The organism is Paenibacillus senegalimassiliensis (genome assembly GCF_001486585.1).
Taxonomy (GTDB): domain Bacteria; phylum Bacillota; class Bacilli; order Paenibacillales; family Paenibacillaceae; genus Fontibacillus; species Fontibacillus senegalimassiliensis.
This window is the reverse complement of sequence record NZ_LN909046.1, coordinates 1662837-1674945: the sequence shown is the minus strand read 5'-3', so window position 1 is coordinate 1674945 and position 12109 is coordinate 1662837. Positions and strand designations below refer to the sequence as shown.

The window sequence follows — 12109 nt, the reverse complement described above, 5'->3', positions numbered from 1 at the left end:
CGAAGAAGGTTGGAGGAGTTCAAATGGTAGAAGATAGATCCATTGCCGGCAGAATTTACGCTGCCATCAATTTTACACTGTTGGCCATCATCGCCCTGATTACGGTGCTGCCCTTCGTCCATGTTGTAGCAGGTTCGTTTACGACAAATGCAGAGCTCGCTGCGAATAAATTCGTATTGATTCCGAAGGTGTGGAGCCTGGAGGCTTACAGATTCATCTTCTCGACAAATACGATATTCAAAGCCATGGGCGTATCAATAGGAGTTACGTTGTTCGGCACATTGTTCAGCATGATGCTCACGGCGTTAATGGCTTATGCTCTGGCCCGAAAAGACCTCGATGGGCGCAAGACGATCAATTTCCTGGTTGTATTTACGATGTTGTTCAATGGCGGCTTGATTCCTACATTTCTGGTCGTGAAGGAAATGGGGATGATCGATTCTTATGCTTCGCTAATTATCCCATCAGCCATCAGTGCCTTCAACATGATTATTCTAAAAAACTTCTTCCAGAACATCCCCGAAGGATTGGAGGAATCGGCCAAAATTGACGGGTGCAGTGACTTCGGAATTCTCTTCCGGATTGTATTGCCGTTGTCCTTGCCTGCGATTGCGACCATCTCCTTGTTCTACGCGGTAACGTACTGGAACACGTATATGTCGGCCATCCTGTATTTGAATGACAGCGCAAAATGGCCCATTCAGGTGTTGCTCCGGCAAATCGTCGTGCTGGCGAGCGGACTGGACCACAGTTCGACGCTGGACGGCACGGTGCCTCCTCCGGATCAGACGATCAAGATGGCGGTTATCGTAGTGGCGACTATACCGATTTTGCTGGTGTATCCGTTCTTGCAAAAGCATTTCGCGAAGGGAGCCTTGCTGGGCTCGATGAAGGGATAAAGGTAGCGTTTTCCAGAAGCATGGTGAACCATCAGGCGTGCGGGTAGCCTGGGGTTGGTCAAGCCCTCGAATTTGTCTTTGTGACAATTCGAGGGCTTTTCACGTTGTAATAGAGTGCAAATCAAGAAAGCGTTAACAAGTGCAAAAAATAACCGTTGACTTTCCCAAAAGAAATGTAATAATAAAGTTAACAAAAATTTGCCGCAAATAAATTGATTTTACTACGCAAATTTCACATGGCATGGGAATTTAAACTTTCTTTTTGCTACATGATGGAAATTGCGTTGATCCTTGGAAATCAGCAAATTAGAGGGTGAGTGATTATCCAGTAACAAAATATTGAGGGGTAATGCTTGTTTCGCTAAGTTAAAAAGCTATTTTAGTTAAAGAATATTGTAATTATAAAAACTGAAATTTGCGGCAAAAAACAAGAAAAAGGAGCATGACAACTATGGGGAAGATCAGAATGGGGTTTATTGGCGTCGGTGATATGGGATCGCATCACTGCATGGGGTTCGACCGACTGGATAATTGTGAGGTACGGTACATATGCGATATGAACCAGGCAAATGTAGACCGGACACTAAAGGAATTACGTCATAGTAATCCGACCATCTGCTCCGACTATCATGAACTGCTGGGTAAGGAAGATCTGGATGCGGTCGTTATCAGCGTCCCCAACTATATGCACCGGCAAGTTGCTGTTGCCTTCCTGGAAGCTGGAAAGCATGTATTCCTGGAGAAGCCGATTGCTCATACCCTAGAGGATTGCGATGCTATCATTGAAGCAGCAGAGAAACATCAACGGGTATTGCAAATTGGTCTGGTCTACCGTTACTCCAACCTGTACCGCAGAATGGCGCACGAGATTGGAGAGAAGCGGCTAGGCGATGTGAAGATGATGTGGTGCAAGGAATTCCGCGACTCATTCCCACCAGCCGATTGGTTCTACGACAAGTCCAAATCAGGTGGTTCAATTGTCGAGAAAGATTGCCATCACTTTGATATCTTCAACTGGATGATTGGAGCTACCCCGGTTCGGGTATTTGCTTCCGGTGGACAGCACATCATCAAGCAAGGACAGAGAAATCTGATTCAGAATTCTTACAGCCATTATCCAGCCAAGTATATCGACGATCCTTCCGTAGTCGACCATGCCTTCATCACTGTTGACTATGATAACGGCAGCAAAGCCAACCTGGGCTTATGTCTGTATCTCAAGCCACGGAATCTATCTGATGATGGTCTGGAATTTGGTCTGATCGGCAGCAACGGGGCACAAATGCTGGTTAGAAATGACAAGACCATCGACATTACAGGCGGCGAGGATTCCAGCCGCGATCATTTAGAAGTGGACGTGACCACCGATTCCATCGAAGGTGGACATACGGGTGGGCAAACGCAACGCATCGATTTCCTTGAATGCATCCGTACAGGCAAGCAGCCGTTCGCCAGTGCCCAGGTAGGCCGAAATGCCTTGCTGATCGCCTTGGCCGCAGAGAAATCCATCGTTGAGGAACGTTATGTTTATCTACAGGAACTCCAAGACCATGAGGTGTTGTGATGAGAGTTTCGAGTAGAAGAGATACGCTGGGCTTCTTTCTATTCATTATGCCTTGGATTATTGGTTTCTGCGTGTTCTTCCTGGTTCCGTTCGGCACTTCTATCTTCTATGCATTCACAGATGCCAAGCTGCCGGGTTCTACTGATTACCAATTCGTAGGCATCAATAACTTTGTGGAGATGCTGAAGAGTCCGATCTTCACCAAGAGCGTATTTAACACGATGTATTTCGTTCTGTTCGGGGTACCTATTGTGACGGCAGGCATGCTGCTGCTGGCTACGTTATTGAATTTCAAGGTGAAGGGTATCGCTTTGTACCGGACATTCTACTATCTGCCGACCCTCGTACCTATCGTGGCTACCGTCATTATATGGCGGCTGGTGTTCAATGCGGAGTTCGGTATACTGAATGCCGCGCTTGGTATATTTGGTGCCGATAAGATTGATTGGCTGGGTGGGGAGCATACGATCAAGCCGGTCATCATCCTGCTGCAGGTGTGGATTTCCGGTAGTGGAGTACTGATCTTCCTCGCAGCCCTGAAGAATGTCCCGCGGCATCTGTATGAAGCGGCGGAGATTGATGGAGCAAGCCAGGTTCGCCGGTTCTTCTCCATTACACTTCCAATGATCAGCTCATCGATTCTGTTTGTTGTCATTATTCAAACCATGTATAACTTCCAGATGTTCACGGAGGCGATGCTGCTATCCAAGGGCGGACCTAACTATGCTTCCTATACCTTCGTCTATAACATCTATAAATCGGCCTTTACCGATTTGAAATTCAGTATGGCCATGGCTCAATCGATCTTCCTGTTTGTGCTCATTGCCCTGGTGACCACAACATTAATGAAATTGTCCAATCGGTATGTTTATAATGAATCCGGAAACTAGGGGGGCACATCAATGAGTGAAGGACGAAAAAGCAGTCTTTCCGTTACGATAACCAAATACTTCTTGCTGACAGTGACATTACTATTGTTTGTCGGGCCGCTGGTGTGGCTTCTCTCTACGATGATGAAGACCAAGGCGGAGACCTACAAGGTACCTCCGGCCATATTTCCCGAGCAACTTACGTTCGAGGCCTTTGAACGACTGTTTGCCGTACAACCGCTCATGTGGCGCTGGATTCAGAACTCATTTACGATCTCGATCATTGTGGTTATCGGTGTAGTTCTCTCCAGTTCCATCGTGGCTTACGGGTTCTCGCGGTTCAAGACGAAGTACAAGGATAAGATGTTCTCGGTCGTGCTCGTCACATTAATGATCCCGCCATCCATTATGATGATTCCGTCCTACGTCTTGTATACGAAGCTTGGGTGGATCGATACGTGGCTGCCCCTGATCGTACCAGCGTGGCTTGGAAGCGCATACTACATCTTCTTGTTCCGCCAGTTCTTCATGAGTATTCCTATGGAACTGGATGAAGCAACTTATCTGGACGGAGGAAACCGCTGGACGGTCTACGCCAAGGTTATCATGCCACTGTCGAAGCCGATTATCATCACTACCGTGATTTTGTCCTTTGTCAATTCCTGGCTTGATTTTCTGGGTCCCTTCCTTTATCTGAAGGATAACTTGAAATTCACACTAAGCGTAGGGTTACAATTGCTCATTGGTCAAACCAGCCAGGACTTCCCGGCACTGGCGGCCGGAGCGTTCATCAGCATCATCCCGATTGGCCTGCTCTACTTCTTCGGTCAACGTTATATTGTTGAGGGGGTGGTGCTGACAGGAACGAAGGGATAACTCGGCTAAATCGTTGGTATTTTGTTGTTTCCATACTATCCATAGGGGGAATTTCGCATGAAAACGAAGCGCAAATGGCTACTTAGGAGTTTAAGCCTGATTCTGACTTTGGTTCTTGGCCTGACAGGCTGTTCCCAAGCAACAAATCAACCTGCGGCAGATCCGAATAATTCCGCCGGAACGGGTGCTAATACGGCTGAACCTGTGAGCATTACTTATTCCCAGTGGGGAACCGCCGAAGAACTGCAACGGGTGCAGGAACTGCTGGATCAATTCATGGTAGCCAATCCGGACATCAAGGTGAAGCTGGAAGGCAAGGATTGGGGCAGCTATTGGGATGGTCTGACAGCCAATGCGGCTGGGGGTACCCTTCCCGATGTATTCAAGACAAGTTATGCCTACATCGAGAAATATGCTGAACTGGGTATTTATAAGGAGCTTGACACTTTGCTCGCAGATGGCGGGTTTAATTTAGAAAATATCGATGCCAGCTTGCTTGGCCTCCATCAATATCAAGATAAACAGGTATCACTGCCAATTGACGGCAATGTCATCGTCTGGTATTACAACAAAGGCCTGTTCAATGATGCCGAGCGGAATCCAAAAAATGCGCCTGTACCCTCTTTGGAACCGACTTGGGATGAGGTCATTGAGATTGCTACCAAGATGACGATCGATAAGAATGGCAAGAGTGCAGATGAAGAAGGCTTCGATGCCAAGAATATCGTCCAATGGGGGATGTCCATCTCTCCAGGCTCATCTATGGACTGGTTCCTGGAACCCGAACTATGGTCGAATGGAGCTAAGTTAATGAATGATGACGGTTCGCTGGCTCTGGATACTCCAGAGGCCAAGGAAGTCATGGAATTGTTCATCGATGTGACCAAGAATAAGAAGATCAACACGACTCCGGCCCAAATCGAAGGACTTGGCGGACAGGTCAACCTGAGCATTACGACAGGTAAGGTAGCCATGAACCCGGGTGGTAACTGGAATACGACGAACTATCAAGAGGCCGGTATTGATTACGGCATGACTTATTTGCCTAAATTCAAAACTACCCAAACTGTCGTTCAGCCAGCGGGCGTCGCAATTAGTGCCAGTACGAAGCATGAAGAAGCCGCTTATAAACTGCTCTCCTGGTTGGCTGGTCCCGAAGGGCAAATTGCTTTGGCCAAACAAGGATATTCCTTGCCAGCCAATAAAGAAGCGGCAGATACTTATGTAGAAACCGCAGGGGAAGCGAACCAAATCTTCCTGGATGCGCAGAAGTTCGGCATTATCTCTCCATTTACGGTGAAGAAAACGGATCTCGTATGGACTTATGGTGAGCAAACGTTAAAGCTTCCACTGTCCGGCGAAGGGGATCTGGATACTGCCATTTCGGAGTTGGCGGCGCAAATACAGTAGGGGAAATTAGTGGCTGACGTTTGGGCAAGGAGGGGGCTACGGGTTCGCAGCGTTCTTCCGATCGCTGTTGTTCATGGATTTCTCTAATTTAACAAATTCAAATGATGTAGAAATCCATTCTCAAAGGCGAACACTTCGTTTCTCCAGAATCCCTGCGACCCTTCGCTGCATTGATGCTGCGCGTCAACCACTAATTTTAAGAGAAAGCCCAAATACCAGTAAACATATACAAACGCCAACAGGCCATGTCAGAAGGGGAAGCCCTGGACATGGCCTGTTCCTTACCCAGGCAATCTTGACATATGATGATAAGAAATGTAGAATAAATTTGCCGCAATTTTTCTCTTTTTTTGAGTTGGATAAGCGTTCTATCTTATAAAATTGAAGTTGAACCAAGGGATAAGCAGATTATGCTAAGCGAGAGATAGATTCTTAAGAAGACATAGGAAGGCCAGAGGACGCCTGGATTTTGAGGCCTAAGGGTTTATCCTAACTCAACTCAGCTTAATTCAACTTAACTTAACGGAAAAAGTCCTGTTAATTGGCTTCATATAGCGGAAAATAGATTGTTTATATGGAATTTGTCCTGCTAATTGCGGTGAATTGACCGCTTTGGTGAAAAAACCACTAAATTAACATGAGAAATTCCCGCTAAACCCTTGATTTGGTGAAAATGCGCTGAATTAGCGTGAGGATTTCCCACTAAAGGCACATTCAGCCGGGTTCAACTATATAGAAATTATTGCGACGGGATTGCAGAGAGGAACAGAACAAAGATGGCGACTTTAAAAGATATTGCCGAACAGGTAGGAGTGTCAATCTCAACGGTATCACGAGTCATGAAGAATGATGGCAACCGCTCCGTCAGCGAAGAGACAAGGCGCAAAATTTGGGAAACTGCCGAGCAAATTGGTTATAATACGCAGCGAGCCAATAAAGCCAAGAAGCAGGCGCCCAAGCTAAGTTATCGGGTAGGCTGCATCGTGGCGATGCCTCAAAATAAGTACAATAATCCTTATTTCTCGGTCATTCTGGAGGGAATCGAGAAGGAACTGGCCGCATCCGGTATGAGACTGGAGTTCGTGCACAGTCTGGAGAAGCAAGGCGATCTCCAGCAATTGCAGGCGCTGGTGAAGGAGCACCGTCCCGACGGCGTCTTGATTGTCGAACGTATTGAATACGAGGCCTACAAGTGGCTTCGGGAGAACGTCGGCGTTATCGTTGGTATCGATCTGGCGGATAAGGAGATTCCTACAGTTCGTTATGACCGGGCATCCGCATCGAAGGAAGCGGTCCAGTATCTGATTTCCCAGGGACACCGGCAAATCGCTTATATCGGTGGTGCGGAACTGGGCGGGGACTTCCGCAAAGAAAGACGTTATCTTGGCTACCAAAGCGCAATGCAAGAGGCGGGGCTAACCATCAACGATGATTGGGTCATTGATGTGAAGTGGGACGTAGCGCTAAGCTACGAGCTGACCAAGCAAGCCTTCCAGACACATGGGAACTGGCCAACGGCGATCTTCTCGGCAAGTGATATGATGGCGATTGCTGCGATGCGGGCGGCGACGGAACGTGGACTCAAGATTCCTGAGGATATTGCCTTCTTCGGGGTAGATAATATTGAAATATCGGAGTTTACTTCTCCGCCTTTGTCTACCATTCATGTTCCCAAGCTGGAAATGGGCATGTTTGCGGTCAAGATGCTGCTGGATTATTTAGAGAACCGCTATGCTATTCCGGTCAAGCTGATGATTCCATATAAAATCATGCTCCGTCACTCCTCGGGCAGCGAATAAGCTGCCTGGAGGAGTTTTTTTATGTTGGAGCGTGGGTGGGCTAATACATATGAACCTGCTCGCTTAATACCGATGCATTTCTTACCGGATTGCCGATCAGATAAAGCTGTTTCAAATTAGGCAACTGTATAAGCGGCTGCAAGTCGGTTATGGCATTGTTCTCCAGATGGAGCTCTTCTATTTGCTGCCAGTTCTCCATAAAGGCCAGCGACTGCATCACACTATCCTGCATCGAGAAGGATTGCAGTGAAGTCAACCCGGCGAAGTAGGGCATCACTTTGTCCAGTTCATTGACATAGTCCTGATCGACCCGGAAAGAAGGCTTGGTCAGTCGTAAATGTTCCAGTCCCGAATCCGTAATGGGCTCTTTGTCATCAAGGGTGAGGATACATTCATGGCAGTCGAGCGTGGTCACTTGCTGCAATGTAAACAAATCACGTACTCCCTCTGCAAAAAACATATCGTGCAGCACAAGCGTGCGCATGTTCGTCAGTTGATTCAGCGCTTGAATGTCCACAAGAGGATAAGCCTCGCTAATCGTCAAATGCTCCAGCTTAGGGAAGGACCGGAGTAACGACAAAGGCATTTCCTCGTCGTTTGCATCCACAGTTAACGAGAGAAGGGCAGGGGCGTCCAGTTGTGTCACAAAACCAATCGGGAGTTCTGCCTTGGTTAGATGCGTCAATTGCAGTTGCGCGGCTTTGCCATAATACCCCTGCAGGCTGATTTCCTTCAGTGAGGGGAGAGAATTCAGGACATCCACTTGATCCAGTTGATGTACGGAGGACAAGTAGACTCGGGTCAGGGACTTCTTGTCGCGCAATGCCTCCAGATTGGAAATATTGCTGTTTGTTAACTCTAAAAGTTGCAGATTGGGCATGTTGGCCACAAAATCCAGCGTTTTCAAATTGGAGTCAAAGCTAAGACGCAGCTCTTCCAGTGCGGTCAGCCCATACAAGGCATTGAAGTCAGTCGCCTCACTATATCCAATTCCTAAAGATTTCAGATTGGTCATGGCGCCGATCCAGTTGAAATCATCTAGCCCTGTGACGGTCAAGCTTTCCAAGGGCAGTTGACCTAGTAAATGAAAGTCTGTCACAGATTCATCTACATAAGTCAGATTCAGGGAGTGCAGATTTTTAAATTCAAGTAATAGTGCAAGCTCTGTATTGTTGCGGATTTGTGTCGTGAGCGATTGCACGCGGGATTTGTCGCCCAAATAGGCGGCTGCCTGCTGGAAAGATTCATTAAAGCTCCCGCCAAAGCTCTTGAGATGCTGCAAATGAGCGAGACTAAGTGATTCAGATTTGTTGATTTCATAGGTATTATTGAACTCAAGCAAGGTTAGTCCGGTAAATGCCTCAAAGTCCTTCTGCTCTATGCGCTGGGTATTTAACAGTTTGTCTTGCATCACATAAACCTGCGGTGCACTGCTTCCATTGGTAGATGGGTCCTCCAGGCTGTAGGCAAAATGCCACTGATTATCGATATATTGCACCGAAAGAGAGCGTATGCGGGCCAAGTCCTCAGTGGTTGGCTGTACGTTCCCCTTATCCAAAACCTGCTGTACGAAGGAGAGGAGCACTTCGCTCTCCGGCATCGTTCGCACCGCAGTCACTTGCGCCTGTTCCTGTCTGACCGAGGTAGCGCTATTTAAGAAAATAAAAACCAAAAATCCAGCCAATATAACCAGAACCAGGGCTGCAATCCACTTCGTATTTGGTGCTGGCCGCACTTGAGCGGGCGTTGTCCCGTAGTAGTTGTTAATGGTCTGGTCGACATGATACACATGATTTTTCTTCATAATTAGTTCTGTATTACAGAAGGGACATTGGAACACATCGTCATTCTTCTGACTGATTTGGCCCCCGCAATTTGGACATTTTAACTGGATAAGACTCATGCTCCACTCTCCTCGCACCTGTTTGCTCTTTTACACCGGTTGTATTCTGCTAATTAAATTGTACGAAGTGTGACAAAAATGGTTGCACCACAAGCAGCCTCTGCTGCTGAAAATAAGCCGATAGTCGCAGTGCTTCTACAAAATACTGGAAAGCTTGCGGTAGGCGCGGGGTGATATTCCTTCATTGGCTCGGAACAATCGGCTGAAATGGTGAATATCCGGGTAGCCAACCTGGGCTCCAACTTCTTCAATTGTCCACTCCGTATCCCGAAGCAGCTTGCACGCCTCACGGTGCCGCAGCCCTCTGACGAATTCCCCGGGAGGAACGCCTACGACCTGGCGGAACAGCTTCGCAGCATGATCGATGCTCATTTGCAATTCGGCAGCAATTCGCCGATTGGACCAGTCTTCCGCCGGAGTTGCGTCCATCCGCTCCGTCAGCCGCTCAATTCGCTCGCCATGCTCTGATACACCGGCAATCCGCCGGGTCATTTGCGAGCGCAGCAGGCGCGCGAGTATTTCCAGCATTAATCCCTTACACAGCAATTCATAACCCAGATCGCGTCTTGCGAATTCATGAATAAGCTGCTCCATAAATTGCACGCACTCCAGGGACGGGGTGTAGAGCGGGTCGGTAGAGAAGACGGGACTTCCCCCGATGATCGGTTCAGCCGCCAGCTTATCCCAGACTAATTCGTCCTCTCCCACAATCAAATCTTCTTCTCTGCGAATCATCAGCTCACCAAAAAAATCAAAATGAATACCCATCAGTTTCGTTTCCGGTCTGCCCACAATTTCATTCTGGTGATAGACCCCGGGTGACAGGAAGACGAGCTGTCCCGCGGACAGTACATAACGCTGCTCATGCATGGTTGTTATGAGTTCACCCTGGACTACATAAAGCAGCTCAAAATCATAGAGTCTTCTCACCGGGAAATGGCAAGGGGCAAGGGTTTGGAACTGGGCATAATGGATGCCTGGCGACCAGGCGGTAAAGGGGACTTGTTGCGTCTTGACGGCTGGCAGGTACTCCTCGCTCATCAGGTGATTCCTCCTTATCCTGCATGTAACCTACTTCAATTTATATTATCACGGAATAAGACAAAAATTATCTTTTTGCGCTAAATAATTATTTTCACTAAATCAATATAATTAAAGATGTAAACCACAAATATTAATTCTAATCACTTGAGAAACTAACCAACGGAAAAATGCAAATAGGAGGTGGTTGTAACGGTTTTGCAGGTGGGCATCAACGTGCCGGTATATTTGTGCGAGCAGCTTGTGGCAGACCAGCCTGCAAGTATTCCCTGGGATCAAATCACGCCTGTTCCACTGGTTGATACGGTAACGGGGAAGGCGGTCAAGGAGCCAACAGAGGTACGTACTTGTTGGACAACCGAAGCGTGGCATATTCAATTCCGGTGCAAGGATTCATATGCGATATCTCATTTTGAAAATCGGGACGACCCGCTGTATGAGCAGGATGTCGTGGAAGTGTTCATTGACGTGAGCGGTGAAGGCCGACGTTACATCGAAATCGAGGTCAGTCCGTTAAATGTCATCTTCGATGCCTGGATTGAGCGAGCTGAGGATGGACGGATTCAGGGCGATACCTCCTGGAACATGGAGCGGCTGGACACGAATGTCGTTGCCGAGGAGTCCTATGGACGAATCTATGAATTACGGCTGCCTTGGGAAGACTTTGCCCCAGCCCCGGTGGCGGGGACGGAGTGGCGGGTTAACTTCTATCGCATTGACGAACAGCCAGATGGAACTAGAGAGTATCAGGCGTGGGGGCCAACAGGCGAGGTTAATTTTCACATTCCCTCACACTTTGGCCGGTTGCAGTTTGTTATTTAACATTCCATATATATAAATTTAGAAAACGGAGGAATTTACGATGAAAAAGGGTATTAACATTTGGTCCTTCCCTGAGGGGACAACCATTGCGGAAAGCATTCGCGTAGCTAAGGCGGCCGGGTTCGAAGGGATCGAGCTGTCCCTTAATGAAGACGGTGAACTCGGGCTGAAGACTACGGACAAAGAGGTACAACAAATCCGCCGTCAATTAGACGATGAGGGGCTGGAAATTTGCGGCCTGGCTACCGGCTTGTATTGGTCCTATTCCATGACCAGCGAGCAGGAGTCCAATCGGATTAAGGCGGCCGATGTTTGCAAAAAGCAGTTGGAGCTGGCGGCAGCACTGGGTGTGGATGCGATTCTGGTTATTCCGGGAGCGGTTGGCGTAGACTTTATCCCTGGCTCCGAGGTTGTACCTTATGATAAAGCTTATGACCGTGCGCTGGAGGCCATTACGAAGCTGTCCTCGGAAGCCGAGAAGGTGGGCGTCTCCATCGGGATCGAAAATGTATGGAACAAATTCTTGTTGTCTCCGCTGGAAATGCGCGGCTTCCTGGATGCTGTGAACTCGCCTTATGTCGGCTCCTATCTCGACATCGGCAACGTGGTGTATTCGGGTTATCCGGAGCATTGGGTGCGCATTCTCGGCTCACGTATCAAGAAGGTACACTTCAAGGATTACCGTCGTGAAGCAGGCGGGTTGCATGGATTCGTGGACTTGCTGGCCGGCAATGTAGACTACCCTGCCGTTGTTGCTGCTCTACAGGAGGTAGGTTATACCAATTACGTCACGGCCGAAATGATCCCTCACTACGAGCATCATGCGCATCAAATTATTTACAATACTTCAGCGGCCATGGACGCTATTCTGGGAAGATAGTTCAAAAATCATCTTTTGATCACGCATTATTCTTATTTTGAGGAGG

10 protein-coding genes are annotated in these 12109 nt (G+C 48.0%); 8 read left to right on the top strand and 2 right to left on the bottom strand.

Annotation, left to right across the window (positions count from 1 at the left end; all coding sequences use genetic code 11):
* Nucleotides 1–23 precede the first annotated feature (23 nt).
* The 6 genes from BN3279_RS21865 (at nt 24) to BN3279_RS21840 (ending at nt 7417) form a co-directional block, all read left to right on the top strand.
* Nucleotides 24–899, top strand: coding sequence for a carbohydrate ABC transporter permease (locus tag BN3279_RS21865; RefSeq protein WP_059053953.1), 876 nt, complete (start codon nt 24–26; stop codon nt 897–899).
* A gap of 451 nt (nt 900–1350) precedes the next feature.
* A complete protein-coding gene (locus BN3279_RS21860) occupies nt 1351–2463 on the top strand; it encodes a Gfo/Idh/MocA family protein (protein WP_059053951.1) in 1113 nt (370 codons plus the stop codon).
* Entirely contained in the window at nt 2463–3353 is an 891-nt protein-coding gene (locus BN3279_RS21855; protein WP_059053949.1) for a carbohydrate ABC transporter permease, read from the top strand. Before BN3279_RS21860 ends, BN3279_RS21855 begins: the two co-directional genes overlap by 1 nt.
* Before the next feature lie 12 nt (nt 3354–3365).
* Nucleotides 3366–4208 carry a carbohydrate ABC transporter permease gene (locus BN3279_RS21850; RefSeq protein WP_059053947.1) on the top strand — a complete coding sequence of 281 codons (843 nt, stop codon included), beginning with the start codon at nt 3366–3368 and terminating at the stop codon, nt 4206–4208.
* Nucleotides 4209–4265: 57 nt separating this feature from the next.
* Nucleotides 4266–5618: an ABC transporter substrate-binding protein gene (locus BN3279_RS21845; protein WP_059053944.1), complete on the top strand. Its 1353-nt coding sequence runs from the start codon at nt 4266–4268 to the stop codon at nt 5616–5618.
* A gap of 776 nt (nt 5619–6394) precedes the next feature.
* On the top strand, nt 6395–7417 hold the full coding sequence (locus BN3279_RS21840) for a LacI family DNA-binding transcriptional regulator (protein WP_059053942.1): 1023 nt from the start codon (nt 6395–6397) through the stop codon (nt 7415–7417).
* Nucleotides 7418–7457: 40 nt separating this feature from the next.
* On the opposite strand, the gene BN3279_RS21835 is transcribed toward BN3279_RS21840, so the two are convergent.
* Both BN3279_RS21835 and BN3279_RS21830 read right to left on the bottom strand, forming a co-directional pair.
* On the bottom strand, nt 7458–9221 hold the full coding sequence (locus BN3279_RS21835) for a leucine-rich repeat domain-containing protein (protein WP_232436906.1): 1764 nt from the start codon (nt 9219–9221) through the stop codon (nt 7458–7460).
* A gap of 234 nt (nt 9222–9455) precedes the next feature.
* On the bottom strand, nt 9456–10361 hold the full coding sequence (locus BN3279_RS21830) for an AraC family transcriptional regulator (RefSeq protein WP_059053938.1): 906 nt from the start codon (nt 10359–10361) through the stop codon (nt 9456–9458).
* Between the two features lie 216 nt (nt 10362–10577).
* Between BN3279_RS21830 and BN3279_RS21825 the strand changes: the two genes are divergently transcribed.
* Together BN3279_RS21825 and BN3279_RS21820 are read left to right on the top strand one after the other, a co-directional pair.
* Nucleotides 10578–11183: a carbohydrate-binding family 9-like protein gene (locus tag BN3279_RS21825; protein WP_059054643.1), complete on the top strand. Its 606-nt coding sequence runs from the start codon at nt 10578–10580 to the stop codon at nt 11181–11183.
* Nucleotides 11184–11223: 40 nt separating this feature from the next.
* Nucleotides 11224–12063 carry a sugar phosphate isomerase/epimerase family protein gene (locus tag BN3279_RS21820; protein ID WP_059053935.1) on the top strand — a complete coding sequence of 280 codons (840 nt, stop codon included), beginning with the start codon at nt 11224–11226 and terminating at the stop codon, nt 12061–12063.
* Nucleotides 12064–12109 lie beyond the last annotated feature (46 nt).

Bases quoted from the DNA above. Each gene is read 5' to 3' on its own strand.
- BN3279_RS21860 (WP_059053951.1), top strand. From the start codon at position 1,351: ATGGGGAAGATCAGAATGGGGTTTATTGGCGTCGGTGATATGGGATCG.
- BN3279_RS21820 (WP_059053935.1), top strand. From the start codon at position 11,224: ATGAAAAAGGGTATTAACATTTGGTCCTTCCCTGAGGGGACAACCATT.
- BN3279_RS21855 (WP_059053949.1), top strand. From the start codon at position 2,463: ATGAGAGTTTCGAGTAGAAGAGATACGCTGGGCTTCTTTCTATTCATT.
- BN3279_RS21830 (WP_059053938.1), bottom strand. From the start codon at position 10,361: ATGAGCGAGGAGTACCTGCCAGCCGTCAAGACGCAACAAGTCCCCTTT.
- BN3279_RS21845 (WP_059053944.1), top strand. From the start codon at position 4,266: ATGAAAACGAAGCGCAAATGGCTACTTAGGAGTTTAAGCCTGATTCTG.
- BN3279_RS21840 (WP_059053942.1), top strand. From the start codon at position 6,395: ATGGCGACTTTAAAAGATATTGCCGAACAGGTAGGAGTGTCAATCTCA.
- BN3279_RS21850 (WP_059053947.1), top strand. From the start codon at position 3,366: ATGAGTGAAGGACGAAAAAGCAGTCTTTCCGTTACGATAACCAAATAC.
- BN3279_RS21835 (WP_232436906.1), bottom strand. From the start codon at position 9,221: ATGAAGAAAAATCATGTGTATCATGTCGACCAGACCATTAACAACTAC.
- BN3279_RS21865 (WP_059053953.1), top strand. From the start codon at position 24: ATGGTAGAAGATAGATCCATTGCCGGCAGAATTTACGCTGCCATCAAT.